Source organism: Streptomyces sp. NPDC057877 (genome assembly GCF_042796855.1).
GTDB lineage: Bacteria > Actinomycetota > Actinomycetes > Streptomycetales > Streptomycetaceae > Streptomyces.
Genome location: NZ_JBHVMS010000003.1, coordinates 454,599 through 480,113, shown reverse-complemented (window position 1 = coordinate 480,113; position 25,515 = coordinate 454,599). Strand labels below are relative to the sequence as shown.

Annotated in this window: 24 protein-coding genes; 12 read left to right on the top strand and 12 right to left on the bottom strand. The window is 71.4% G+C overall.

The genetic code is table 11. The annotated features are described in order from the left end of the window. The first annotated feature begins 27 nt into the window (after positions 1-27). A complete protein-coding gene (locus ACFVQG_RS09955) occupies positions 28-1,008 on the top strand; it encodes an NAD(P)H-quinone oxidoreductase (protein ID WP_383378897.1) in 981 nt (326 codons plus the stop codon). A 21-nt stretch (positions 1,009-1,029) separates the two neighbouring features. Here ACFVQG_RS09955 and ACFVQG_RS09950 read toward each other — a convergent pair whose 3' ends face one another. Next, the gene (locus ACFVQG_RS09950) at positions 1,030-1,341 is read right to left on the bottom strand and encodes a hypothetical protein (protein WP_383378894.1); all 312 of its coding nucleotides are present in this window, start codon (positions 1,339-1,341) and stop codon (positions 1,030-1,032) included. 284 nt (positions 1,342-1,625) lie between these two features. On the opposite strand from ACFVQG_RS09950, the gene ACFVQG_RS09945 reads away from it, so the two are divergent. Together ACFVQG_RS09945 and ACFVQG_RS09940 are read left to right on the top strand one after the other, a co-directional pair. Then, positions 1,626-2,159, top strand: coding sequence for a PadR family transcriptional regulator (locus ACFVQG_RS09945; protein WP_383378891.1), 534 nt, complete (start codon positions 1,626-1,628; stop codon positions 2,157-2,159). Positions 2,160-2,225: 66 nt separating this feature from the next. Next, positions 2,226-2,768: a bacterial proteasome activator family protein gene (locus ACFVQG_RS09940; protein ID WP_383378888.1), complete on the top strand. Its 543-nt coding sequence runs from the start codon at positions 2,226-2,228 to the stop codon at positions 2,766-2,768. Positions 2,769-2,861: 93 nt separating this feature from the next. Here ACFVQG_RS09940 and ACFVQG_RS09935 read toward each other — a convergent pair whose 3' ends face one another. Further along, the gene (locus ACFVQG_RS09935) at positions 2,862-4,490 is read right to left on the bottom strand and encodes a protein kinase (protein WP_383378884.1); all 1,629 of its coding nucleotides are present in this window, start codon (positions 4,488-4,490) and stop codon (positions 2,862-2,864) included. Positions 4,491-4,898: 408 nt separating this feature from the next. Between ACFVQG_RS09935 and ACFVQG_RS09930 the strand changes: the two genes are divergently transcribed. Continuing rightward, complete coding sequence (locus ACFVQG_RS09930; RefSeq protein WP_383378881.1) at positions 4,899-6,485, top strand: protein kinase; 1,587 nt, start codon at positions 4,899-4,901, stop codon at positions 6,483-6,485. Between the two features lie 72 nt (positions 6,486-6,557). On the opposite strand, the gene ACFVQG_RS09925 is transcribed toward ACFVQG_RS09930, so the two are convergent. Then, positions 6,558-7,574: a phosphotransferase gene (locus tag ACFVQG_RS09925; protein ID WP_383378879.1), complete on the bottom strand. Its 1,017-nt coding sequence runs from the start codon at positions 7,572-7,574 to the stop codon at positions 6,558-6,560. 499 nt (positions 7,575-8,073) lie between these two features. Here ACFVQG_RS09925 and pdhA point away from each other — a divergent pair, with 499 nt between their 5' ends. From pdhA to ACFVQG_RS09910, 3 genes are read left to right on the top strand one after another with little or no spacing between them, the layout of a single operon-like run. Continuing rightward, positions 8,074-9,258, top strand: a complete 1,185-nt coding sequence (gene pdhA, locus ACFVQG_RS09920; RefSeq protein WP_383378876.1) for a pyruvate dehydrogenase (acetyl-transferring) E1 component subunit alpha — start codon at positions 8,074-8,076, stop codon at positions 9,256-9,258. Between the two features lie 2 nt (positions 9,259-9,260). After that, positions 9,261-10,241 carry an alpha-ketoacid dehydrogenase subunit beta gene (locus ACFVQG_RS09915; RefSeq protein WP_383378873.1) on the top strand — a complete coding sequence of 327 codons (981 nt, stop codon included), beginning with the start codon at positions 9,261-9,263 and terminating at the stop codon, positions 10,239-10,241. A gap of 10 nt (positions 10,242-10,251) precedes the next feature. Further along, complete coding sequence (locus tag ACFVQG_RS09910; protein ID WP_383378870.1) at positions 10,252-11,655, top strand: dihydrolipoamide acetyltransferase family protein; 1,404 nt, start codon at positions 10,252-10,254, stop codon at positions 11,653-11,655. Positions 11,656-11,720: 65 nt separating this feature from the next. Here ACFVQG_RS09910 and ACFVQG_RS09905 read toward each other — a convergent pair whose 3' ends face one another. After that, positions 11,721-12,515: a carbon-nitrogen family hydrolase gene (locus tag ACFVQG_RS09905; RefSeq protein WP_383378868.1), complete on the bottom strand. Its 795-nt coding sequence runs from the start codon at positions 12,513-12,515 to the stop codon at positions 11,721-11,723. Positions 12,516-12,697: 182 nt separating this feature from the next. Here ACFVQG_RS09905 and ACFVQG_RS09900 point away from each other — a divergent pair, with 182 nt between their 5' ends. Continuing rightward, positions 12,698-13,522 carry a maleylpyruvate isomerase family mycothiol-dependent enzyme gene (locus ACFVQG_RS09900; protein WP_383378865.1) on the top strand — a complete coding sequence of 275 codons (825 nt, stop codon included), beginning with the start codon at positions 12,698-12,700 and terminating at the stop codon, positions 13,520-13,522. A 58-nt stretch (positions 13,523-13,580) separates the two neighbouring features. After that, positions 13,581-14,369 carry an SAM-dependent methyltransferase gene (locus ACFVQG_RS09895; RefSeq protein WP_383378862.1) on the top strand — a complete coding sequence of 263 codons (789 nt, stop codon included), beginning with the start codon at positions 13,581-13,583 and terminating at the stop codon, positions 14,367-14,369. Positions 14,370-14,388: 19 nt separating this feature from the next. Here ACFVQG_RS09895 and ACFVQG_RS09890 read toward each other — a convergent pair whose 3' ends face one another. Then, on the bottom strand, positions 14,389-15,699 hold the full coding sequence (locus tag ACFVQG_RS09890) for a nitrate/nitrite transporter (RefSeq protein WP_383378857.1): 1,311 nt from the start codon (positions 15,697-15,699) through the stop codon (positions 14,389-14,391). Then, positions 15,696-16,358, bottom strand: a complete 663-nt coding sequence (locus ACFVQG_RS09885; RefSeq protein WP_383378854.1) for a GntR family transcriptional regulator — start codon at positions 16,356-16,358, stop codon at positions 15,696-15,698. Before ACFVQG_RS09885 ends, ACFVQG_RS09890 begins: the two co-directional genes overlap by 4 nt. Positions 16,359-16,583: 225 nt before the next feature. Between ACFVQG_RS09885 and ACFVQG_RS09880 the strand changes: the two genes are divergently transcribed. Next, positions 16,584-17,483 carry a D-alanyl-D-alanine carboxypeptidase family protein gene (locus tag ACFVQG_RS09880; RefSeq protein ID WP_383378851.1) on the top strand — a complete coding sequence of 300 codons (900 nt, stop codon included), beginning with the start codon at positions 16,584-16,586 and terminating at the stop codon, positions 17,481-17,483. Between the two features lie 23 nt (positions 17,484-17,506). Here the strand turns inward: ACFVQG_RS09880 and ACFVQG_RS09875 are convergent, their stop codons facing one another. Both ACFVQG_RS09875 and ACFVQG_RS09870 read right to left on the bottom strand, forming a co-directional pair. After that, positions 17,507-18,001 (bottom strand): LURP-one-related/scramblase family protein, encoded by a 495-nt coding sequence (locus ACFVQG_RS09875; protein WP_383378848.1) that lies wholly within the window; start codon positions 17,999-18,001, stop codon positions 17,507-17,509. Beyond that, positions 17,998-19,008, bottom strand: coding sequence for a GlxA family transcriptional regulator (locus tag ACFVQG_RS09870; RefSeq protein ID WP_383378845.1), 1,011 nt, complete (start codon positions 19,006-19,008; stop codon positions 17,998-18,000). Before ACFVQG_RS09870 ends, ACFVQG_RS09875 begins: the two co-directional genes overlap by 4 nt. Positions 19,009-19,060: 52 nt before the next feature. Here ACFVQG_RS09870 and ACFVQG_RS09865 point away from each other — a divergent pair, with 52 nt between their 5' ends. Both ACFVQG_RS09865 and ACFVQG_RS09860 read left to right on the top strand, forming a co-directional pair. Beyond that, positions 19,061-19,453, top strand: coding sequence for a cupin domain-containing protein (locus ACFVQG_RS09865; RefSeq protein WP_383378842.1), 393 nt, complete (start codon positions 19,061-19,063; stop codon positions 19,451-19,453). Positions 19,454-19,576: 123 nt separating this feature from the next. Beyond that, the gene (locus ACFVQG_RS09860; protein WP_383378839.1) at positions 19,577-21,442 is read left to right on the top strand and encodes a redoxin domain-containing protein; all 1,866 of its coding nucleotides are present in this window, start codon (positions 19,577-19,579) and stop codon (positions 21,440-21,442) included. Positions 21,443-21,465: 23 nt separating this feature from the next. Here ACFVQG_RS09860 and ACFVQG_RS09855 read toward each other — a convergent pair whose 3' ends face one another. The 4 genes from ACFVQG_RS09855 to ACFVQG_RS09840 all read right to left on the bottom strand — a co-directional run bounded on the left by ACFVQG_RS09855 (position 21,466) and on the right by ACFVQG_RS09840 (position 25,351). Next, positions 21,466-21,717 carry a DUF6458 family protein gene (locus tag ACFVQG_RS09855; RefSeq protein ID WP_383378836.1) on the bottom strand — a complete coding sequence of 84 codons (252 nt, stop codon included), beginning with the start codon at positions 21,715-21,717 and terminating at the stop codon, positions 21,466-21,468. A 105-nt stretch (positions 21,718-21,822) separates the two neighbouring features. Next, positions 21,823-23,121 (bottom strand): M18 family aminopeptidase, encoded by a 1,299-nt coding sequence (locus ACFVQG_RS09850; RefSeq protein ID WP_383378833.1) that lies wholly within the window; start codon positions 23,119-23,121, stop codon positions 21,823-21,825. A 135-nt stretch (positions 23,122-23,256) separates the two neighbouring features. Next, complete coding sequence (locus ACFVQG_RS09845; RefSeq protein ID WP_383378830.1) at positions 23,257-25,083, bottom strand: acyl-CoA dehydrogenase; 1,827 nt, start codon at positions 25,081-25,083, stop codon at positions 23,257-23,259. Positions 25,084-25,222: 139 nt separating this feature from the next. Then, positions 25,223-25,351 (bottom strand): hypothetical protein, encoded by a 129-nt coding sequence (locus ACFVQG_RS09840; RefSeq protein ID WP_383378827.1) that lies wholly within the window; start codon positions 25,349-25,351, stop codon positions 25,223-25,225. Positions 25,352-25,515 lie beyond the last annotated feature (164 nt).

The window sequence follows — 25,515 nt, the reverse complement described above, 5'->3', positions numbered from 1 at the left end:
GCGGGGCCGAGGGGTAGCGTCCTGCACATGCATGCGATCACGATTCCCGAACCCGGAGGGCCCGAGGCACTGGTGTGGGACGAGGTCCCCGACCCGGTGCCCGGCGAGGGCGAGGTCCTGCTCGAGGTGGCGGCGAGCGCCGTCAACCGCGCCGACCTCCTGCAACGGCAGGGTTTCTACGACCCCCCGCCCGGCGCCTCCCCCTACCCCGGCCTGGAGTGCTCCGGGCGGATCGCCGCTGTCGGGCCCGGCGTCGGCGGCTGGGTGGTCGGCGACGAGGTGTGCGCGCTGCTGTCCGGCGGCGGCTACGCCGAACAGGTCGTCGTCCCGGCGGGCCAGCTGCTGCCCGTGCCCGAGGGCGTCGGCCTCACCGAGGCGGCGGCGCTGCCCGAGGTGACCTGCACCGTCTGGTCGAACGTCTTCATGGTCGCCCACCTCCACCCCGGCGAGACCCTCCTGGTGCACGGCGGCTCCAGCGGCATCGGCACCATGGCGATCCAGCTCGCGAAGGCCGTCGGCGCGAAGGTCGCCGTCACCGCGGGCACCAAGGAGAAGCTGGAGCGCTGCGCCGAACTGGGCGCCGACATCCTGATCAACTACCGGGACCAGGACTTCGTCGCCGAGATCAAGGAGGCCACCGGCGGCGCGGGCGCCGACGTCATCCTGGACAACATGGGCGCCAAGTACCTGGACCGCAACGTCAAGGCACTCGCCGTGAACGGACGGCTGGCGATCATCGGGATGCAGGGCGGCGTCAAGGGCGAGCTGAACATCGGCGCGCTGCTCGCCAAGCGCGCCGCGATCAGCGCGACCTCGCTGCGGGCCCGGCCGCTCAGCGAGAAGGCGGCGATCGTGGCGGCCGTACGGGAGCACGTGTGGCCGTTGCTGTCCGGCGGCCATGTGCGCCCGGTCGTCGACCGTGAGCTGCCGATGCGGGAGGCCGCCGAGGGGCACCGCCTGCTGGAGGAGAGCGGTCACGTCGGCAAGGTCCTGCTGGTCACGGGCTGATCCGCGCCGCACGGGAGCGCCTCATCCGGCGCCCCGCCGCACCCGCAGCCCCACGAAGGCGAGCCCGAGCCCGAGCCCGATGAGGACCAGCCCGCTGCCCAGCGGCAGGATCCGCAGCACGGGCTCGGTGCCGCCACCGGCCTGCCGTACGGGCTCCTCGCCGGGCGCGGAGGGCACGGGCACGGCGCTTGCCCGGGCCGGAGGCGTGACGGAGACCGTGGGCGCCACCTCGTCCCCCGGCGCCACCGGCCGCCCCGGCCGCACCCGCCCCTCCCCGGCCCGGCTCCCGGCCCGCCGAGGATCGTCGCCGGACGGGGAGGCGGACGCGGACACGGCATGGGCACCCCCGGCCGACACGGTCCCGTACGCCGACACGGCCCCATACGCCGACACAGCCCCGTAAGCCGTCACGGTGCCGCACATCACCACGGCGCCCGTCACGGCAGCCACCACCGACCCCACCACCACCCTCGTCACACACCGCCATGGAGTCACACCCGTGACCCCCTCCCGGAACCGGATTCCTCAAGTCGTCGGACGCCATAAGCCTCACATCCCCGGTCAGCCCCGGCATTCCGGACTCCGCCGATGGGCCGATCCCGCTGCACAATCCGCTTATGTCGATACGACACGGCCTGCTGGCCCTCCTGGAGCCCGGTTCCCGCTACGGCTCACAGCTGCGCACGGAGTTCGAGGCGCGCACGGCGGAGAGCTGGCCGCTGAACATCGGCCAGGTCTACACGACCCTCGGCCGTCTGGAACGGGACGGCATGGTCGTCCAGGAGGGCGCCGACGAGGCACGACGGGTGCGGTACGCGCTGACGGAGGCGGGCCGCGCCGAGCTGCGGGCCTGGTACGCGCGCCCCGTGCAGCGGGCCAGCCCGCCCCGCGACGAGCTGGCGATCAAGCTGGTGATGGCGGTCGAGGCGCCCGGCGTCGACGTACGCCAGGTCGTACAGACGCAGCGGCGGCATGTGGCCGAGGCGCTGGAGGCGTACGTACGCCAGCGAGCGCGGGCTCTCGCGCGGGCGGCGCCCGGGCACCCGGAGGAGGTGGCCCGGCTGCTGGTGCTGGAGCAGCGCGTCTACCACGCGGAGGCGGAGCTGCGCTGGCTCGACCACTGCGAGACACGGCTGCTGCGGCTGACGTAATAGGTCGATCGGCGGCGACCGGGGGCACCACGGTGATGAGGTGGAGGCGTGCGAGACAATGGCGGCATGGAGATGCCGAGGAACGAGAGGTCGCCGGAGAACGCCCAGCGGATCCTGGTCGTGGGCCAGGACGGCATGGCACTCGGCGGCGGCGGGGACGACGATTCCCACGAGACCCCGGTGACGGAGCAGGTCGAGCAGCCGGCCAAGGTCATGCGGATCGGCAGCATGATCAAGCAGCTGCTCGAGGAGGTGCGCGCGGCTCCCCTCGACGAGGCCAGCCGGGTCCGGCTGAAGGAGATCCACGCCAGCTCGGTGAAGGAGCTGGAGGACGGCCTGGCGCCGGAGCTGGTGGAGGAGCTGGAGCGGCTCTCCCTGCCGTTCACCGACGAGGCCACCCCGAGCGATGCCGAACTGCGCATCGCCCAGGCTCAGCTGGTCGGCTGGCTGGAGGGTCTGTTCCATGGGATCCAGACCACGCTGTTCGCCCAGCAGATGGCGGCCCGCGCCCAACTGGAGCAGATGCGCCGCGCGTTGCCACCGGGCGCCGCCCCGGAGATGGAGGATCTCCAGGGGCCCGGGGGCCGTACGGGCGGGCCGTACCTGTAACCCGTAGACAACAAGGCCCGGCATCACCGATGCCGGGCCTCTTCATTGCCTTCATTGCCCTTGTTGCCCCTGTTGCTCTGGGGCAGTCTCAGCTCACGACGGCGGGTTGCCCGTCGAGACGGTCAGCTCGATCGTGGGCATCTTCTTCGGGTCGACGTCCGTGCCCGCCGACGGGAACTGCTGCATGACGGCGCCCTGGCCGTAGGTGTTCTCGTTGATGTCCTTGAGGTCCAGCTGCCAGCCCGCGGCCTGCGCGCACTTGCGGACCGAGTCGATGTGCTTGTACCGGAAGTCCGGGAGCTGGATCTGGTCGGGGTCGTTGTACGACTCCTGCGGCTCGCTGCACTCGGTCTCCTCGATCTTCTTCGAGGTGTCCGGCCCGCGGTACCCCGCCGCCTGCGTCTCCGAGGCCGACGCCGAGGGGCTGGCGTCGCCGCCCGCGTCGCCTCCGTCGCCGTCGCCGCCGTTCAGCGACAGGGCGACGATCAGACCGCCGATCGCGACCAGGGAGACCACGATCGAACCGATGATCACCGACTTGTTCCGCCCGCCGCCCGAGGGGGCCGAGGGCTGCTGAGGGCTGAGGTTGTACGGCGGCGGGGTCGACGGGCCCTGCGGGGTGTACGCCGACGGGGCCGGGGTCTGGTAGCCGCCCTGCTGCGGATAGCCGTACGCCGGGGAGGGCGTGTGGTACGGGTTGGGGGGCGGCGTCGGCTGGTACGGCGTCTGGACGCCGCCCGTGGGCGCCGGGGCGGACTGGTCGACCGGCGGGAACACCGCGGAGCCGACGCCCGCGCCGCTGGAGGTGTGGGCGCCGGGCACGATGCTCGGGGCGGCGGCGTGGAAGGAGGACGCCACGCGCAGGCACTCGTCCCGCATGGCCTCGGCGGTCGGGAAGCGTTCGTTCGGGTTCTTCTTCAGCGCGCGGGCGATCAGCGCGTCCACGGCCGGGGGCAGCGCGCGGTTGATGGTGGACGCGCCGACCGGCTCCTCCTGCACATGCGCGTACGCGATGGCCAGCGGCGAGTCCGCGTCGAACGGCAGCCGCCCGGTGACCAGTTGGAACAGCATGATGCCGACCGAGTACAGGTCGGAGCGGGCGTCCACGCCCCGGCCGAGGGCCTGCTCGGGGGAGAGGTACTGCGGGGTGCCGACGACCATGCCGGTCTGCGTCATCGACGTCACCCCGGACTGCATGGCGCGCGCGATGCCGAAGTCCATGACCTTGACCACACCGCGCTTGGTCATCATCACGTTGCCCGGCTTGATGTCGCGGTGGACCAGGCCCGCCTCGTGGCTGATCTCCAGCGCGGCGAGCACATCCGCGGTGATCTTCAGGGCCTTGTCGGCGGGCATCGCGCCGTACTGCTGGACGTCCTGGTCGAGGACCGAGCCGAGGGGGCGGCCCTCGACGTACTCCATGACGATGTACGGCGTCGTCACCCCGTCGACGTCGTCCTCGCCGGTGTCGAAGACCGAGACGATGTTGGTGTGCGTGAGCTTGGCCACCGCCTGCGCCTCGCGGCGGAACCGCTCGCGGAAGGCCTGCTCCCGGCCGAGGTCGGTGTGCAGGGTCTTGATCGCGACCTGGCGGTCGAGGACGGAGTCGTAGGCGAGGTGGACGGAGGCCATGCCGCCCTGGCCGAGCAGATCGCGCAGCTGGTAGCGGCCGCCCGCGATCGCCCGCCCCGCGTAGTGGTTGTGTGCGCCGTCCTGGCTCATCTCTCCGTGTCCCCCATACAGCCCGTGTGGCGCCGCCGACTTCCCTCAGGCCACCGCCCGGCCACTTTCCCTCGGGCCACCGTCTGGCCGTCGTCTCGATCCGGCTGGACCTGTCTTGATCCAATGTGCCTATTCCCGGCCAAGTCTGCCCCAGGCCACTGACACGTCAAGCTCGGTGCCCGTTCCGTGACCGTACGCGAAAGAAGCGTCGCGGAAGCGTTACAGCGGGCGTACGCCCGGTACACAGGATTTGCACGGCGCCGCGTCAGCAGGGTTTGATTGCCGGTCCGTCGCGTGCCGGTCCCGGCACCCAATGCGGACCGGCGGTTTGCGCGGAGGCTGTAGCGTGGCCGACGGAGACCGTAACAACACCGCGCGCACCGCGGGCAGAAACGACGGCGAGGACTGATGGCACAGCAGCAGCGCGCTCAGGGCCCGTCCGACCCCGAGGCGACTGGCGGCGGCATCTCGGACGCGCCGGAGACCTGGGGCAACGGAGGGCTTGTCGGGGACGGCCGGTACCGGCTGACCCGCAGGCTCGGCCGGGGCGGCATGGCCGAGGTGTTCGCGGCCGAGGACGTGCGTCTCGGCCGTACGGTGGCGGTGAAGCTGCTGCGCGCGGATCTCGCCGAGGACCCGGTCTCCAAGGCCCGCTTCACGCGCGAGGCCCAGTCGGTGGCGGGGCTCAACCACCACTCCATCGTCGCCGTGTACGACTCCGGCGAGGACACGGTCGGCGGCCAGTCGGTGCCGTACATCGTGATGGAGATCGTCGAGGGCCGCACCATCCGCGACCTGCTGCTCAACGCCGAGGCGCCCGGTCCGGAGCAGGCCCTGATCATCGTCTCCGGGGTCCTGGAGGCGCTCGCCTACTCGCACCAGCACGGCATCGTGCACCGTGACATCAAGCCCGCGAACGTGATCATCACCCACAACGGCGCCGTGAAGGTGATGGACTTCGGCATCGCGCGCGCCCTGCACGGCGCGTCCACGACGATGACGCAGACCGGCATGGTCATGGGCACCCCGCAGTACCTCTCCCCCGAGCAGGCCCTGGGCAAGGCCGTCGACCACCGCTCCGACCTGTACGCGACGGGCTGTCTGCTCTACGAACTCCTCGCGCTGCGCCCGCCGTTCGTCGGCGAGACCCCGCTGTCGGTGGTCTACCAGCACGTCCAGGACATCCCCACGCCGCCGTCGGAGGTCTCCGACGCCGTGCCGCCGGAGCTGGACGGCCTGGTCATGCGCTCGCTGGCCAAGGAGCCCGACGACCGCTTCCAGACCGCCGAGGAGATGCGCGGTCTGGTGCAGTACGGCCTCCAGATGCTGTACGACCAGGGCGGCCACACCGGCACCTGGAACACCGGGCCGGTGACCAGCGCCCACGACGGGCGCAAGACCGCGGTGATGGGCATGGCGGGCGGCGCCTCGGCCATGGCCCACCCCGACGCCTCCGGCACCACCCAGATCCCGCAGCCGATCCTGCCCACCGGGTACGGCGGCGGTGACGACGGCGGCTTCGAGGGCCACGGCAACCGGGGCAGCGGGCGCGGCAAGCTGTGGATCCTCGCGGTGCTCGCGGTGATCGCCATCGCGGCCGGGGTGGCGCTGGCCCTGAACAACGGCGACGACGGGAAGGGCGGTCCCGGCACCACGCAGTCGCCGACCGTCTCCCAGACGACCACCGACGAGGAGGCCAGTCCGACGCCGAGCGAGGACGCCACCGAGGAGGAGACGGACCCCGGCACGGACGAGGGCACCGGCACGGGCGGCGACTGGGACTGGACGCCGACGCCGACACCGTCGTGGACGCCGTCACCGACGCCCACCGACGACCCGACGGACACCCAGCCGACGGACACCGCGCCGACCGACACGGAGCCCACGGACACCGAGCCGACCGACACGGAGCCGACGGACACCGCGCCGACGGACACCGAGACGGGCGGCACGGAGGGCGGCACCGGGAGCCTGGAAGGGGCACTGGGGGGCTGAGACCCTCCTGGACGGCCGCCACGCGCGCGTGAGACGTCGCCTTCACGCGCGCGTGCCACCCCGCACGGCCCGTCACTCCACGAACGCGTCACACACCGCGTCGTACTCCCGCGTCCACCACACCGCCAGCGCGGAGGCCGCCGGGAACTGCGGATCCGCGCGGGTGTCGCCGCGCTCGTAGTGCCAGCGCAGCATCCAGAAGTCGTTCAGCCGTTCCCACCACACGCGGTACACGGCCGCCGCGAGCTGCGAGGGCGTGGCCCCGGCGGCGCGCCGGTACGCGCGCGCGTACGCCCGTGCCTTCGGCAGGTCGAGCGTGCCGTCCGGCCGTACGAAGAAGATCGCGGCGGCGCGTACGGCCTCCTCCGCGCGGGGCTGTACGCCGAGCCGGTCCCAGTCGACGATCGCGGCCGGGGCGTCCCCCCGGTACAGCAGGTTGAACGGGTGGAAGTCGCCGTGCACCCAGCCGACCGAGCCCCCGCGCGGGGGACGCCGGTCCGCGTGCCGTTCCAGCAGGGCGCGGCGTTCCAGGAGGCGGTGGCGGGCGAGTTCGTCGAAGGAGTCGGCGGGGCGGTGGCGGCGCACCCGCGCGAGCAGGTCGTCGATGAGGGCGAAGGTGTCGGCCGGGTCGGCGCTGCGCACGGGGTGCGGGCTCGTGGCGGGCCGGGTGCGCGCCTTGGGCGGCATCACCTGCTCCAGGCCCGCGTGGACGGCGCCCAGCAGGGCGCCCAGCCGGGTGCACTGCCCGGTGGTGAGCTGGCCGCCGTGCCGGTGGCGGCCGTCGATCCAGGGGTGCAGGGCGTAGGTGTGGCCGCCGACGACGGCGACCGTACGGCCGTCCCGTCCGGCCAGCGGCGGGGCCACCGGGACGCCCAGGTCGGCGAGGCGCTGGGTGGCGCGGTGGCGGCGCTCCAGGGCCGCCGGGTCGGCGGTCTCGGGGTCGAAGTGGTGCTTGAGGAAGTAGCGGCCGCGGGTGGTGCGGAGCCGGTAGCCGCGGTTCAGCAGCCCTTGGTCGACGGGTTCGCAGGTGAGTGCGGAACCGGCGGCGTATTGGCGGAGCAGGGCGCCCAACGGGGGCGCATGGGGCACGAGGGGTGGTACACACGGGCGCGACACGCGGCAGATGCTAGGGCACGGAAATTAGCCCCTGAGCTGCGCCTAATCACAGAAAGTCGCACTCTGTCGCTTTCGGTCACAGCTGGTGCTGCTCCATTCAGTGCGGCTGATCGGCTTGATTTTTCCGTGGCCGTTAGCTCTTCACGAGACCTCGGTCACCGGGTTAACGTGCCGTTGTTCCGGCCCTCTGCAAGGCTGTGACCAGCGGCTGTCCCCCGCTTTCCGTATTTACTTGGAAATCCAAGCAAAAACGCAGGTCAGATGGGGTTTCACAGAAATGTGCGGCACTGGGTAACGTGCTTTTTGCAGGGCGCTCGCCGGGGCACCTGTCACGCCTGTTCCCGACCGAGCCGCACCCACCCTGTGCGTCCTGTCCGGGCCAGGTGAGCCGCTCCCCCGAGCTCCTAAAGGGAGCAGGGGGGACCCCCAGGCACCCGGCGAACCCGGGGGCCGGACCGACGGAGGAGCACACGTGACCGTGGAGAGCACTGCCGCGCGCAAGCCGCGAAGCAGCGCCGGTAGCAAGAGCACGGCCGGCAAGCGCACGACGACAAGGAAGACGCCCAGCGGTGAGCCCCAGCTGGTGCAGCTGCTGACGCCCGAGGGCAAACGCGTCAAGAACGCCGAGTACGACAAGTACGTCACCGGCATCACCCCCGAGGAGCTGCGCGCGCTGTACCGCGACATGGTCCTCACCCGCCGTTTCGACGCCGAGGCCACCGCGCTCCAGCGCCAGGGCGAGCTGGGCCTGTGGGCCTCGCTGCTCGGCCAGGAGGCCGCCCAGATCGGCTCCGGCCGGGCGCTGCGCGACGACGACTACGTCTTCCCGACCTACCGCGAGCACGGCGTCGCCTGGTGCCGCGGGGTCGACCCGGCCAACCTGCTCGGCATGTTCCGCGGCGTGAACAACGGCGGCTGGGACCCGAACGGCAACAACTTCCACCTGTACACCATCGTCATCGGCTCCCAGACGCTGCACGCCACCGGCTACGCGATGGGCATCGCCAAGGACGGCGCGGACAGCGCGGTGATCGCCTACTTCGGCGACGGCGCCTCCAGCCAGGGCGACGTGGCGGAGTCCTTCACCTTCTCCGCGGTCTACAACGCCCCCGTGGTGTTCTTCTGCCAGAACAACCAGTGGGCGATCTCCGAGCCGACCGAGAAGCAGACCCGCGTGCCGCTCTACCAGCGCGCCCAGGGCTACGGCTTCCCGGGCGTCCGCGTGGACGGCAACGACGTGCTGGCCTGCCTGGCCGTGACGAAGTGGGCGCTGGAGCGCGCCCGCGGCGGCGAGGGCCCGACGCTGGTCGAGGCGTTCACCTACCGCATGGGCGCCCACACCACCTCCGACGACCCCACCCGCTACCGCGGGGACGAGGAGCGTCTCGCCTGGGAGGCGAAGGACCCGATCCTGCGCCTGCGCCGCTACCTGGAGGCCGCACACCACGCGGACGAGGGATTCTTCGCGGAACTCGAGGCCGAGAGCGAGGCGTTGGGCAGGCGAGTGCGCGAAGCGGTCCGCGCCATGCCCGACCCGGACCACTTCGCCATCTTCGAGAACGTCTACGCGGACGGGCACGCGCTCGTCGACGAGGAGCGCGCCCAGTTCGCCGCCTACCAGGCGTCGTTCGCGGACGCAGAGGGACAGGGGGTCTGATCATGGCAGCCGAGAAGATGGCTCTGGCCAAGGCGATCAACGAGTCGCTGCGCCGCGCCCTGGACTCCGACCCCAAGGTCCTGGTCATGGGCGAGGACGTCGGCAAGCTCGGCGGCGTGTTCCGCGTCACCGACGGCCTCCAGAAGGACTTCGGCGAGAGCCGCGTCATCGACACCCCGCTGGCCGAGTCCGGCATCGTCGGCACGGCCATCGGCCTGGCCCTGCGCGGCTACCGCCCCGTCGTCGAGATCCAGTTCGACGGCTTCGTGTTCCCGGCGTACGACCAGATCGTCACCCAGCTCGCGAAGATGCACGCCCGTTCCCTGGGCAAGGTCAAGATGCCCGTCGTCGTGCGCATTCCCTACGGCGGCGGCATCGGCGCGGTCGAGCACCACTCGGAGTCCCCGGAGGCGCTGTTCGCGCATGTCGCGGGCCTGAAGATCGTCAGCCCCGCCAACGCGTCCGACGCGTACTGGATGATGCAGCAGGCCATCCAGAGCGACGACCCGGTGATCTTCTTCGAGCCCAAGCGGCGGTACTGGGACAAGGCCGAGGTCAACACCGAGGCGATCCCCGGCCCGCTGCACAAGGCGCGCGTGGTCCGCGAGGGCACCGACCTCACCCTGGCCGCCTACGGTCCGATGGTGAAGACCTGCCTGGAGGCCGCCGACGCCGCCGCCGAGGAGGGCAGGTCCCTGGAGGTGCTCGACCTGCGCTCGGTCTCCCCGCTCGACTTCGACTCCGTCCAGGCGTCGGTGGAGAAGACCCGCCGCCTGGTCGTGGTCCACGAGGCCCCGGTGTTCTTCGGCTCGGGCGCGGAGATCGCGGCCCGCATCACCGAGCGCTGCTTCTACCACCTGGAGGCCCCGGTGCTCCGGGTCGGCGGCTACCACGCCCCGTACCCGCCGGCGCGCCTGGAGGAGGAGTACCTGCCGGGTCTGGACCGGGTGCTCGACGCCGTCGACCGTGCCCTGGCGTACTGAGGAGAGGGGCATGACGACGATGACTGAAGCGTCCGTACGTGAGTTCAAGATGCCCGACGTGGGCGAGGGACTCACCGAGGCCGAGATCCTCAAGTGGTACGTCCAGCCCGGTGACAGGGTCACCGACGGCCAGGTGGTGTGCGAGGTCGAGACGGCCAAGGCGGCCGTGGAACTGCCGATCCCGTACGACGGCGTGGTGCGCGCGCTGCACTTCCCCGAGGGCACCACGGTCGACGTGGGCACGTCCATCATCGCGGTGGACGTGAGCGGCGGGGCGGCGCCGGTGCCGCAGGCCGCGCCGTCGGCGCCGGAGCCGGAGCCGGTGCCGGAGGAGCCCAAGGCCGAGGGCCGTCAGCCGGTCCTCGTGGGCTACGGCGTCGCGACGACCTCGACCAAGCGCCGCCCCCGCAAGGGCCCCGAGGTCCAGGTGCAGCAGGCGTCCTCGGCGATCCAGTCCGAGCTGAACGGCCATGGCACGGCGACCACCCCCGTCCGGGAGCGCCCGCTGGCGAAGCCGCCGGTGCGCAAGCTGGCCAAGGACCTGGGCGTCGACCTGACGACGGTCACCCCGACCGGCCCCGACGGCATCGTCACCCGCGAGGACGTGCACGCGGCGGCGACCCCGCGGCAGGCACCCGAGCCGGTGACGGCGGCGCCCCAGCCCGAGGCCCCCGCGCCCGTCGCTCCCGTCGCCCCGTCGACGTACGACACCGCGCGCGAGACCCGCGTCCCGATCAAGGGCGTGCGCAAGGCGACGGCGGCGGCGATGGTCGGCTCGGCCTTCACGGCACCGCATGTCACCGAGTTCGTGACGGTGGACGTGACGCGCACGATGAAGCTGGTCGAGGAGCTGAAGCAGGACAAGGAGTTCAGCGGCCTGCGCGTGAACCCCCTCCTGCTGATCGCCAAGGCCCTCCTGGTCGCCATCAGGCGCAACCCGGACATCAACGCCTCCTGGGACGAGGCCAACCAGGAGATCGTGGTCAAGCACTACGTCAACCTGGGCATCGCCGCCGCCACCCCGCGCGGTCTCCTCGTCCCCAACATCAAGGACGCGCAGGCCAAGACCCTGCCGCAGCTGGCCCAGTCCCTGGGCGAGCTGGTCTCGACCGCCCGCGACGGCAAGACGTCCCCCGCCGCCATGCAGGGCGGCACGGTGACGATCACCAACGTCGGCGTCTTCGGCGTGGACACCGGCACGCCGATCCTCAACCCCGGCGAGTCGGCGATCCTCGCGGTCGGCGCGATCAAGCTCCAGCCGTGGGTCCACAAGGGCAAGGTCAAGCCCCGCCAGGTCACCACCCTGGCCCTGAGCTTCGACCACCGCCTGGTCGACGGCGAACTGGGCTCCAAGGTCCTGGCGGATGTCGCGGCGATCCTGGAACAGCCGAAGCGGCTGATCACCTGGGCGTGAGCTGAGGCCATGAGCCGACGGCGGCCCCTGCCTCCGGGGAACCGGGGACAGGGGCCGCCCCTTGTTCACCGCCGCGGCTCCGCCAACCCCAGCACCCGGTCCTTCAGCGCCGGGAACTGCTCCCGGGTGACGCCGACCTTGCCGAGGTCGATCGACACGGAGAGTGCCTCCTCGCCGGGGCCCGCCTCGGCGAGTACGTCGCCCCAGGGATCTACCACGATCGAGTGACCCGCCTGTGGAACCCCGGCATGTGTCCCGGCCGTTCCACAAGCAAGGACGAACGCCTGGTTCTCCACCGCCCGCGCCCGAGCCAGCAGCGTCCAGTGCTCCCGTCGCCGCTCCGGCCAGCCCGCCGGGATGACGAAGGCCTCGGCACCGGCGTCCACGAGTCCACGGAAGAGTTCAGGGAAACGGAGGTCGTAGCAGGTAGCCACCCCGAGCACGGTTTCCGGCAGGCGCACCGTCACCAGTTCGCGCCCGGCCCCCATCAGCACGGCCTCGCCCTTGTCGAAGCCGAAGCGGTGGATCTTGCGGTAAGCGGCGGCCAGTTCGCCGGTGGGAGAGAAGACCAGGGAGGTGTTGTAGAGCGGTCCCTCGGGATCCCGCTCCGGAATCGAGCCCGCGTGCAGCCACACGCCCGCGTCGCTCGCCGCCTTGGCCATCGCCTCGTAGGTCGGCCCTTCCAGCGGCTCGGCCTCGGTCGCGAAGGCGCGGTAGGCGAAGGCCCCGGTGGTCCACAGCTCCGGGAGCACCACCAGATCGGCTCCGGCCTGTTCCCGTACCAGCGAGGCCACCCGACGCCGACGCGATTCGACCGATTCACCGTCATCTACGCCGATTTGGAGGAGAGAGGCGCGCACACTACCACCGTCCTGGCATTCGAGCCGTCCACACAGGCCTACGATCGTCACACGAAAGCACTGCCGGGGTGCCGCACAGCAGCGTAACTTAGCGTTCCACGACACCCGCCGACAGCCGCCGCCTCCCGCTGGCAACGCCGCCACCAACCGCCCGTGTACCGACCGCCGAGGGGTCCCGTTCCGTGAGTCTGCATCCCACCCTCCAGCCCTACGCCGACGCCTGGACCCACTCCATCGAAGCGATATCCGAGCTGGTGACGCCCCTTGTCGAGGGCGAGTGGAACCGGCGCACGCCCTGCCCCGGCTGGTCCATCCGCGACATCGTCTCCCACGTCATCGGACTGGACTGCGAGATGCTCGGCGATCCGCGCCCCATCCACACCCTCCCGCGCGACCTGTTCCATGTGACGAACGATCACCAGCGCTACATGGAGATGCAGGTGGACGTCCGCCGCCACCACACGGCCCCCGAGATGACGTCCGAGCTGGAGTACACGGTCATCCGCCGCAACCGCCAGCTCCGCAACGAGTCCCGCGACCCCGGCACCAAGGTGCGCGGCCCGCTCGGCGCCGAGCTGACCCTCGAGGAGTCCATGCGCGGCCACGCGTTCAACGTGTGGGTGCACGAGCAGGACCTGCGCGCCGCCCTCGGCCGCCCCGGCAACCTCGACTCCCCCGGCGCGTACATCGCCCGGGACGTCCTGCTGGAGCTGCTCCCCGAGGTCGTCGCCGGACGGGCCGACGCGCCCCGCAGCTCGGCGATCGTCTTCGATGTGCACGGCCCGGTGGAGTTCCTGCGCACGGTCCGCGTCGACATACAGGGCCGCGGCACCGTGGAGACCACCCCGGCGCTCGGCCCGGCCGCCACCCTCACCCTCGACTGGGAGACCTACGTCCGTCTGGCGTGCGGGCGGGTCAGCCTGGAGTCGGTGCAGGACCGGGTGAAGGCGGAAGGCGATCCGGAGCTGACGGCCGCCATTCTGCGGAACTTCACCGTGACGCCGTAGCCGGGGGGCCGCCGGAATCTTCTCGCGCCGGGGCCGCCGCCCACGTACCGTCCCGATCATGACCCAACCTCAGCCGTCCCCGGACACCGCGGCCACCGACCTCCCGCCCCGTCTCACCCGCCTCACCTTCCACGGCCCGCTCTCCGAGGCGCGGGCGGACCGGATCGCCGGGCGGCTGGCCGGTACGGCGCCCGCGACCGTGCTCGACATCGGGTGCGGGTGGGGGGAGTTGATGCTGAGGGTGCTGGCCGCCGCGCCCGGCGCGACGGGCGTCGGGATCGATCTGAACGCCGATGACCTGGCACGCGGCCGTCGCCACGCCGAGGAACGGGGGCTCGCGGACCGGGTGCGGTTCCTGGAGGAGTCAGCGCAGGACACCCCGCACGGCCCCGCCGACCTGGTGCTGTGCGTCGGTTCGAGTCAGGCGCTCGGTCCGCTCGACCCGCCCCGGCACCTCCCCGACGCCCTCGCCGCCCTGCGCGGACTGGTCAGGGACGGCGGGCGGGTCCTGCTCGGTGAGGGGTTCTGGCAGCGGACCCCGACCCCGGCCGAGCTGTCCGGCATGTGGCCGGGCGCGTCCGTCGCCGACCACCCCGACCTCGCCACCCTGCTCGATCTGGCGGTGGCCGCGGGCTTCCGGCCCGAGTGGACGGAGACCGCGAACGCGGACGAGTGGGAGGAGTTCGAGTCGGCGTACCAGGCGGACACGGAGGTGTGGCTCGCCGGTCACGGTGACCATCCGCTGGCCACCGTGACCCGGGAGCGGCTGGACCGGCACCGGGCGCAGTGGATGAGCTACCGGGGCGTGCTCGGCCTCGCGTACCTGACCCTCGTACCCGTCAGCTGAGGGCCCGCGCACTGACCGCTCAGGCGGGGACGTGCACCGTCTCCACCCGGCTCGCCACCAGCCGCTCCCGCTCCCGGCGCGCCGCCCGCCGCCGCAGCCGCAGGATCTGGCTCAGGCCCAGCGCCTGGAGGACGAACACGGAGGAGAAGGCGACCGTGTAGTCGTCGCCGGTGGCGTCCAGGAGCACACCGACCGCGAACAGGGTGGTCATCGAGGCCACGAAGCCACCCATGTTCGTGATTCCGGAGGCCGTGCCCTGCCGCTCCGGCGGGTTGGCGGGCCGGGCGAAGTCGAAGCCGAGCATGGAGGCGGGCCCGCAGGCGCCGAGGACCACGCACAGCACGATCAGCAGCCACATCGGGGCCCGGTCCGCCGAGGCGAGCGCGGGGTAGGCGAGGGTCGACGCCCACAGGGTGGCCGTGGCGGCCACCGTGCCGAGCGCGAGCGGCAGCCGCGCGCCGTGGTGCCGGGCGACGATCTGGCCGTAGACCAGGCCGACCACCATGTTGGACAGCACGACCAGGGTCAGCAGCTCACCCGCCGTGGCGCGGGACAGGCCCTGCGCCTCGACCAGGAACGGCAGCCCCCACAGGAGCAGGAACACCATCGCCGGGAACTGGGTGGTGAAGTGCACCCACAGACCCAGCCGGGTCCCCGGCTCCCGCCAGGAGGCGGCGATCTGCCGTCGTACATAGGCCGAGCCCCGGTGCGGGAACGGCTCCGGTTCATGGCCCTCGGGGTGGTCCTTCAGGAAGACCAGCAGCAGCACGAGGACGACGACACCGGCCAGCGCGCTGCCCGCGAACGCCGCGGTCCAGCCGATGCCGTGCAGCAGCCGGGCCAGGAGCAGCGTGGAGACCAGGTTGCCCGCCATCCCGGCGAGCCCGGCGAGCTGTGCGACCAGCGGTCCGCGCCGGGCCGGGAACCAGCGGGTGCCGAGCCGCAGCACGCTGATGAACGTCATCGCGTCGCCACAGCCCAGCAGCGCGCGCGAGGCGAGCGCCATGCCGTACGACGGGGACAGCGCGAAGCCCAGCTGCCCGGCCGTGAACAGCACCACCCCGATGGTCAGCACCTTCTTGGTGCCGAGCCGGTCGACCAGCAGGCCGACGGGTATCTGCATGCCCGCGTAGACCAGCAGCTGGAGGATCGAGAAGGTGGCCAGCGCGGAGGCGTTGACGCCGAAGCGGTCGGCGGCGTCGAGGCCCGCGACCCCGAGCGACGTACGGAAGATGACGGCGACGAAGTAGACCGAGACGCCGATGGACCAGACGGCGACGGCGCGACGGCCGCCGGGTGGATCACCGGGCAGTGCGGTGGCCCGGCTCATCGGACCTCACCCCGGGCCAGGTGCGAGAACCAGCCGATGTGCCGGTGGACCAGGCCCACGGCCCCCTCGGCGTCGCCGGAGCGCAGCGCGTCGAGGATCTCGCCGTGTTCGGCGAGGGTCTTGGCGATCCGGTCGGGGTGGGAGTGCATGACGGCGACGCCCATCCGCAGCTGCCGGTCGCGCAGTTGGTCGTAGAGGCGGGAGAGGATCTCGTTGCCGCCGCTGCGCACGATCTCGGCGTGGAAGCAGCGGTCGGTGACGGCGGCCCCGGCGAGGTCACCGGCGGCGGCCTGCCGCTTCTGCTTCTCCAGCAGTTCCGCGAGGCGTTCGAGGAGTCCGGGCGGGGCGGGTACGGCCTTGCGCGCGGCGTGCTCCTCGACCAGCAGCCGGGTCTCGACGACGTCCTTGATCTCCTGCGCGGAGACCGGCAGGACCAGCGCGCCCTTCTTCGGGTAGAGCTTGATCAGACCCTCGACCTCCAGCCGCAGCAGCGCCTCGCGCACCGGGGTGCGGGAGACTCCGACGGCCTCGGCCAGCTCGCCCTCGGTGAGGAGCGTGCCGCCTTCGTAGCGGCGCTCCAGGACGGCCTGTTTGACGTGGGTGTAGACGCGGTCGGCGGCGGGCGGTTGCTTCACGGCGGTCACGTCGGCCAAGGTCATGCCGACAGGATAGATACATCACGTACGCATGAGAACGCCGGTCCAGTATGCGGACGCGGCACCTATCCCAAGGTGTACGAATGGGGGCGAAATGCCGACGTCGAAGAAAGTCGGCATCCGCCGTACAACCCTTTACCCCCCTGACGCGTCACACTCCTGCGGCCCAACCCTGTCGCCCCAACCCGGCCGCACCGCAGGGGCATTCACGCAATCGGGGTATTCGACTTGATAACCGGCATCAAGGGCATCCGTGTTCGCAGAGCCGCCGCGGTCGCCGTGACCACCGGCGCCATGCTCGCGGCTGGGGCCGTCACCGCGACGCCCGCTCAGGCGCTCACCAAGCCCACCATCGCGGCCCTCGGCGGCTACGCGATGGACAGCGCGTCCGGCACCACGCTCTACACCAAGGCCGCGGACACCAAGCGCGCCACGGGCTCCACCACCAAGATCATGACCGCGAAGGTCGTGCTGACCCAGGCGAACCTCAACCTGGACGCCAAGGTCACCATCCGCAAGGCGTACAGCGACTACATCGTGTCGAAGAACGCCTCGTCCGCACGGCTGATCGTCGGTGACAAGGTCACCGTCCGCCAGCTGCTGTACGGCCTGATGCTGCCCTCCGGCTGCGACGCGGCGTACGCCCTCGCGGACAAGTTCGGCACCGGTGACACCCGGGCGGCGCGGGTGAAGTCGTTCATCGGCAAGATGAACCGCAAGGCCGACCAGCTCGGCATGACGAACACGCACTTCGATTCGTTCGACGGCATAAGCAACGGCTCGAACTACTCGACGCCGCGCGACCTGACCAAGCTCGCCCGCAGCGCGATGACGCACTCGACGTTCCGTTCGGTCGTCAAGACCAAGTCGACGCAGCAGAAGGTCACCACCGCGAGCGGCGGTTACCGCTACTACAACTGGTCCAACACCAACACCCTGCTCAGCAACTACTCGGGCACCATCGGCGTGAAGACCGGCTCCGGCAGCATCGCCAAGTACTGCCTGGTGTTCGCCGCCACCCGCAACGGCAAGACGGTCATCGGCACGGTCCTCACCTCGACCTCCGCGACCCAGCGGGAGACGGACGCCAAGCGGATCCTCAACTACGGGTTCGCCAGGCTCGGCTGAGGCCTCACGCGGCCTGGTACTCCCTACGCGTTCTCGTGCTCCTTCTCCGCCAGATGGATCGCGCAGACCGCCACCGCGATGAGCAGAGCGGGGTCGGCGTCGTCCCGGACGATGTCGACCCCGTAGGTGTCCCTGAGGTGGAACCAGCGGCGGGAGACGACGGCGAGGAGTTCACCGTCGTACTCGATGGCGAACTCCCGGTCGAGCATCTTGCCGCTGACGTCCAGCTCGGTGCCCTCCACGAGGGTCACCCGGTAGTGGTTGCGCAGCAGGGAGAGGCGTTTGCGGCGGATGGTGGCCAGGGGCTCGCCGTCGCGCTCGATGAGCAGGGTGTCCCGCAGGGACAGCAGCTTCTGCCGGATGTCGATCAGCACCCGGCCTTCGGTGTCCTTCAGCTCGAAGGTGTCCCGCAGCCGCATGGCCTTGCCGTCGACGAGGAACGCCTTGTTGCCCTGCGCGTCCTCGATCCAGTAGTCGTCACCGAGGCCCAGGAGCCGGTCGCGTACGAGGTATCTCATGGGACCACCGGTTCCCCGGCGGCCGGTCCGAAACGCCGTCGGTAGGCCGACGGGCTGAGTCCCGTCTCCCGCCGCAGCCGTGCCCGCAGGTTCGCGGCGGTGCCGAGGCCGCTGCGGGCCGCCACCACGTCCAGGCGTTCCTCGCCCCGCTCGATCAGGCGGCACGCGAGCGCCACCCGCTCGCCCGTCAGCCACGCCAGGGGCGTCGTCCCCAGCTGCGCCCGGAAGCGCCGGTGCAGCGTGGCGGGGGAGAGCGCCGCCCGCTCGGCGAGGTCCGTCACCGTCAACGGCTCGGCCAGCCGCTCCTGCGCCCACGCCAGCAGCGGGGCCAGCGACTCGTCGGGCACCTCCGGCAGCGGACGCTCCACGAACTGCCGCTGCCCGCCGTCCCGGTGCGCCGCGAAGACCAGCCGCCGCGAGACGGCGTTGGCGATCTCGGCGCCGTGGTCGCGGCGGATGACGTACAGCCCCAGGTCGAGCGCGGCGGCGCTCCCGGCGGCGGTCAGGATCCCGCCCTCGTCCACGAAGAGGACGTCGGGTTCGAGGCGCACGCGCGGGTGCAGCGCGCGGAAGGAGTCCACCCACATCCAGTGCGTGGTGGCCCGGAGCCCGTCGAGCAGCCCGGCCTCGGCGAGCGCGAAGGTGCCCGTGCAGAAGCTCAGCACGCGTGCCCCGCGCGCGTGGGTGCGCCGGATGGCGTCCAGGACCTCGGGGCCGCGCGGGACGACGTTGTCGGGGCGGCCGGGCACCACGAGGGTGTCGGCCTCGTCGACGGCGTCGAGGCCGGGCACCCCGGTCATCGCGAAGAAACCGTGGTTCATCCGCACCCCCGCGCGTGTGGGCGTGCACAGCGTCACCTCGTACAGCGGGCCCGGCAGGCCCAGCTCCGGGCGGGGCAGCCCGAACAGCTCCGTGGCGACACCCACCTCGAAGGGGTTGGTGCCCTCGTCGACGATCACGGCGACCCGGTGCGGCACCGCCGCCGAGTGAGAGGAATCTTGCGGCATATGCGCTTTCTAGCACTCGTGCGGCCGGGATCCCACCCCGGAGGATGAGCCCATGGCAACCGAACCGATCTCCCTCCCCACCGCCCTGGCCTCCTTCTCCGAGCAGTGGAGCCCCCGCATCGTCACCGCCGTCAACGACTACGACGTCCGCGTGGCCAAGATCGAGGGCGAGCACCTGTGGCACGTGCACGACGACACCGACGAGTTCTTCCTCGTCCTGGAGGGGGAGCTGCACATCGCCCTGCGCGAGGCGGCCGGGGAGCGCACCGTCGTCCTCGCGAAGAACGCCGTCTTCACCGTCCCGCGCGGCACCGAGCACAAGCCGTACGCCCCCGTGCCGACCCAGATCCTGATGTTCGAGCCCACCGGCACGCTCACGGTCGGCGACCGGCACGACGACGTGCCGGACCACGTGGACGCGACGACCGGGCACCGGCTGTCCTGACCGACTGCCGGACGACCGCATGACCGCCTGACCGCTTGACCGACTGCCGGACGACCGCATGACCGCATGACCGTCTGACCGTCTGACCGCCGGATTGTCAGTGGCGGGTGGCACCCTTGATCCATGACCGCTTCGTCCCGGGACCCGGCCCCCACCACCCGCCGCCGCGCCCGTGTCCGTGCCCCCGAGCTGACCGGCGCGGGCGGCTGGCTGAACACCGGCGGCAGCCAGTACCGCCTCGCCGACCTGCGCGGCCGTGTGGTCATCCTGGATTTCTGGACGTTCTGCTGTGTCAACTGTCTGCACGTCCTGGACGAGCTGCGGGGGCTGGAGGAGCGGCACCGGGACACGGTCGTGGTGATCGGGGTGCACTCCCCGAAGTTCGTGCACGAGGCCGACCACCGGGCGGTCGCCGACGCGGTGGAGCGGTACGGCGTCGAGCACCCGGTGCTGGACGACCCGGAGCTGGCGACCTGGAAGCAGTACGCGGTGCGGGCCTGGCCGACGCTCGTCGTGATCGACCCGGAGGGGTACGTCGTCGCGCAGCACGCCGGTGAGGGCCATGTGCAGGCCATCGAGCGCCTGGTGACGGAGCTGGAGGCGGAGCACGAGGCGAAGGGCACCCTGCGGCGCGGCGACGGGCCGTACGTGGCGCCGGAGCCGGAGCCGACCGTGCTGCGCTTCCCGGGCAAGGCGCTGCCGCTGCCCTCGGGCACCTTCCTGGTCAGCGACACCACCCGGCACCAACTGGTGGAGCTGGCCGAGGACGGGGAGAGGGTGGTGCGGCGGATCGGCTCCGGGGCGCGCGGGTTCGCCGACGGGGGCGCCGGGGCGGCCACCTTCAGCGAGCCGCAGGGACTCGCCCTCCTCGACGAGCGGTCCGTCGTCGTCGCCGACACGGTGAACCACGCCCTGCGCCGCGTCGACCTCGGCTCCGGCGAGGTCACCACCCTCGCGGGCACCGGCGGACAGTGGATGCACGGGGACGCCACGGCGGGGCCCGCCCGCGAGGTGAAGCTGTCCTCCCCGTGGGACGTCGCCCTGTGGCAGGGCCGGGTGTGGATCGCCATGGCCGGTGTCCACCAGCTGTGGGCGTACGACCCTCAGGACGGCACCGTCGCCGTCACCGCGGGCACCACCAACGAGGGCCTCGTCGACGGGCCCGGCGCCGAGGCCTGGTTCGCCCAGCCGTCCGGCCTCGCGGCCACCGCCGACCGGCTCTGGCTGGCCGACTCCGAGACCAGCGCCCTGCGCTGGGTGGCGGCGGACGGCTCGGTCCACACCGCCGTGGGCACCGGCCTGTTCGACTTCGGGCACCGGGACGGAGCCGCCGGACAGGCCCTGCTCCAGCACCCGTTGGGCGTCACCGCGCTGCCGGACGGCTCGGTCGCGGTCAGCGACACCTACAACCACGCCCTGCGCCGCTACGACCCGGCGACCGGCGAGGTCACCACCCTCGCGACGGACCTGCGCGAGCCGAGCGACGCCGTGGTGACCGGCGAGGACATCGTGGTCGTGGAGTCCGCGCGGCACCGGCTGACCCGGCTGCGGCTGCCCCAGGAGGCGGTCCGCGTCAAGGCGGTGGCCCACCGCACGCGGCGCGCGGCCACCGAGGTCACCCCCGGGAAGCTCCAGCTCGACGTGGTCTTCCAGGCCCCGCCCGGTCAGAAGCTGGACACCCGGTACGGCCCCTCGACGCGGCTGCTGGTCTCGTCCACCCCGCCCGAGCTGCTGGTGCACGGCGAGGGCGCGGGAACCGGTCTCTCCCGCGCCCTGGAACTCAACCCTGCCGTGCCCGAAGGGGTCCTACACGTCTCCGCGACGGCGGCGTCCTGCGACGACGACCCGGCTGGGGGCACCTCCCGGTCGAAGACCGGGGGAGGGCACCCCGCCTGCCATGTCCATCAGCAGGACTGGGGCGTCCCCGTCCGGCTCACGGACACCGGCGCGGACCGTCTGCCGCTGGTCCTCGCCGGTCTGGACGCCTGACGGCGCCTGGTCGCACACCGCATCTACACCCCGTACCCATCGCTGTAGCCGTCGCGCCGTGAGTGGTGCCGCTCCTCGTCGATCACCGGCGTCGCGGGGGGCACCACCACGCGCCTGCGCCTCGCGATGCTGCTGAACGTCGTGACGCCGATCAGCCCCACGATCATGAGGATGATCCCGACCAGGTCGAGATTGACTCCCTCCATCTCCCAGTCGGTCGCGAAACTGAGGATGGCTCCCGCGGCGATGAGGATGATGCACCCGCCGAGGCCCATGAGTTGTCGCCTCCCTGCCCGGTACGGTACTTCCGCGTTTCCGGTTCGGGCCGGGTACCCGCGGGCCCGCAGGGCAGTCCTCGCCGCCGGATCAGCCCCCCGAACTCACCCTTGGAGGAACGCCACCAGCGCGTTCGCCAGCAGATGCGGGTCGTCCACGCCGCACAACTCCCGTGCGCTGTGCATGGACAGGATCGCCACCCCGATGTCGACGGTCTTGATGCCGTGCCGCGCGGCGGTGATCGGGCCGATCGTGGTGCCGCAGGGCATGGAGTTGTTGGAGACGAAGGACTGGAACGGCACGTCCGCCTTCTCGCAGGCCGCCACCCACACCGCGCGCCCCGAACCGTCCGTCGCGTAGCGGTTGTTGACGTTCACCTTGAGGATCGGGCCGCCGTTGACGCGCGGGTGGTGCGTCGGGTCGTGCCGCTCGGCGTAGTTGGGGTGGACGGCGTGCCCGGTGTCGGAGGACAGACAGACGGTCCCGGCGAAGGCGCGCGCCCTGTCCTCGTACGTACCGCCCCGCGCGAACACCGAACGCTCCAGCACGCTGCCGAGCAGCGGTCCGTCGGCGCCCGTGTCGGACTGCGAGCCGTTCTCCTCGTGGTCGAAGGCGGCGAGGACGGGGATGTACGACAGCCCGGCGTCGGCCGCCGCCACCGCGGCCAGGGCCGCCGTACCGGCGTGCACGGAGAGCAGGTTGTCCATCCGCGGGCCCGCCACCAGCTCCCTGTCGCGGCCCAGATGGGCGGGCGGCTCCACGGAGTGGACCATCAGGTCCCAGCCCGTCACCTCGCCCGCGGTGAGCCCCGCCTCCTGCTCCAGGAAGGCGATCAGGTCGCCGTCGCGGACGTGGTCGGCGAGGCCCCAGATCGGCTGGAGGTGGCGCTGCTTGTCGAGCTTGAGGCCCTCCGAGGAGACCGTGCGGTCCAGGTGGATGGCGAGCTGCGGGACGCGCAGCAGCGGACGGTCGACGTCGACCAGCCGGGTGGAGCCGTCGCGCAGGCTGAGGCGGCCCGCGAGTCCGAGGTCGCGGTCGAGCCAGGAGTTCAGCAGGGGGCCGCCGTAGATCTCCACGGCGACCTGGCGCCAGCCGTGCGCGCCGGTGTCGGGGAGCGGCTTGACCCGCAGGTTGGGGGAGTCGGTGTGTGCGCCGACGATGCGGAAGGGGGTGTGCGGCGCGGCGCCCTCGGGCACGTACCAGGCCACGATCGCGCCCCCGCGCAGGACGTACTTGCCGCCGCTCGTCCCGTCCCAGGCGTCCGTCTCGGCGACCTGCCTGAAGCCCGCCTTCTCCAGCCGTTCGGCGGTGTTCGCCACGGCGTGGTACGGCGTCGGACTGGCCGCGAGGAAGGACATGAGGTCGTCGGTGTGACCGCGGTCGAAGCGGGAGGGTTCGCTCATGGAGTTCACCTTAACGACGTGGGAACGGTCACCTCGCGGCCCGCGGCGGCACGGGGGAGCACGAAGCGGGCCGTACCCGGACGGTTGTCCGGATACGGCCCGATCGATGCCCGGGAAGACCCGGGACAGGGGTGACTAGAACGCGTCCTCGTCCAGTTCCATCACGTCCAGGTCGACGCCCTCGGCCACCTTGCGGGCCAGCGTGACGCCCGGCAGGACGGTCGCCGCGAAGAACTTCGCCGCGGCGATCTTGCCGGTGTAGAAGGCCTTGTCCTTGGCGGAGGCCGACTGGAGCTTCTCGGCGGCGACCGCCGCGCCCTTGAGCAGCAGGTAGCCGACGATGACGTCACCGGAGGCCATCAGCAGGCGGGTGGTGTTCAGGCCCACCTTGTAGATGTTCTTGACGTCCTGCTCGGTGGCGGCGAGGTCGGTCAGCATCAGGCCGACGATCGCCTCCAGCTCGACTGCGGCCTTGGCCAGGTGCTCGCGGGCGCCCGACAGCTCCTCGCCGCCGGTGGCCAGGGCGAGGAACTTCTTGATGTCCTCGGCGAGGGTGTTCAGCGCGGCGCCCTGGTTGCGGACGATCTTCCGGAAGAAGTAGTCCTGGCCCTGGATGGCCGTGGTGCCCTCGTAGAGGGTGTCGATCTTGGAGTCCCGGATGTACTGCTCGATCGGGTACTCCTGGAGGAACCCGGAGCCGCCGAAGGTCTGGAGCGACTGGGCGAGCTGCTCGTAGCCCTTCTCGGAGCCGTAGCCCTTGACGATCGGCAGGAGCAGGTCGTTCAGCGCGTGCTCGGCCTTGGAGTCCTCGCCCGCGGCCTCCTTGACGGCGATGGCGTCCTGGACCGATGCGGTGTAGAGGACGAGGGCGCGCATGCCCTCCGCGTACGCCTTCTGCGTCAGCAGGGAGCGGCGCACGTCGGGGTGGTGGGTGATGGTGACCTTGGGCGCGGTCTTGTCCATGAAGTTCGCCAGGTCGGGGCCCTGGACGCGCTCCTTGGCGTACTCCAGCGCGTTCAGGTAGCCCGTGGACAGCGTGGAGATCGCCTTCGTGCCGACCATCATCCGCGCGAACTCGATGATCCGGAACATCTGGCGGATGCCGTCGTGCTTGTCGCCGATCAGCCAGCCCTTGGCGGGGTGGCGGTCACCGAAGGTCATCTCGCAGGTGTTGGAGGCCTTCAGGCCCATCTTGTGCTCGACGTTCGTCGCGTAGGCGCCGTTGCGCTCGCCCAGCTCGCCGGTCTCGAAGTCGAACAGGTACTTCGGGACGAGGAAGAGGGACAGGCCCTTGGTGCCGGGACCGGCGCCCTCGGGACGCGCGAGCACGTAGTGGAGGATGTTCTCCGACATGTCGTGCTCACCCGAGGTGATGAAGCGCTTCACGCCCTCGATGTGCCAGGAGCCGTCCTCCTGCTCCACGGCCTTGGTGCGCCCGGCGCCCACGTCCGAACCGGCGTCCGGCTCGGTGAGCACCATCGTCGAGCCCCACTGCTTCTCGACGGCGATCTCGGCGATCTTCTTCTGGACGTCGTTGCCCTCGTCGTAGAGGATCCCGGCGAAGGCGGGGCCGGAGGAGTACATCCACACCGCCGGGTTGGCACCGAGGATCAGCTCCGCGTACGACCAGATCAGCGACGGGGGAGCCGTCGTACCGCCGATGGCCTCGGGCAGGCCGAGGCGCCAGTACTCGGAGTCCATGAAGGCCTGGTAGCTGTTCCTGAAGGACTCCGGGACCGGCGCGGTGTTCGTCTCCGGGTCGAAGACCGGCGGGTTGCGGTCGGCGTCGGTGAAGGACTCGGCCAGCTCGTTCTCGGCGAGCCGCGTCAGCTCCTCCAGGACGCTCTTGGCGGTGTCGACGTCCATCTCCTCGAAGGGGCCGGTGCCGTACAGCTTGTCGCGCCCGAGTACTTCGAAGAGGTTGAACTCGATGTCGCGGAGATTCGACTTGTAGTGCCCCATGGCGACTGGCTCCGTAGAGAGGTAGGGAGATCGGCGAGGCACTGACTCCTCGCACCTAGTTCATGTACCAACAAGTAGTTCCCGATGATGCTACCCGTCGGTAATAAGAAGCAACCCCGATTCCGTCATCTGTGACAGGTCACACCGGAACCGTCAGTGTCGCCGTGTAACCGTCGCCGGGACCGTCCGTCACCGTGGCCAGCCGCCGCTCGTAGCCGTCGCTGAAGACGAGGTCGGTCTCCGGCGGGAGACCGCCGGTCAGCGGCACGCCCTGCCGCCGTACCGCCCGCGGAGTCCCCGGTCGTGCTCGTCCTGAGGGCGAGGGAGGGGACGAGGGAGGGGACGAGGGAGGGACGAGGGAGAGGGCGAGGCAGAGGGCGAGGGAGAGGGCGAGGCAGGGGACGACGCAGGAACGACGCAGGGGTCCCGTCC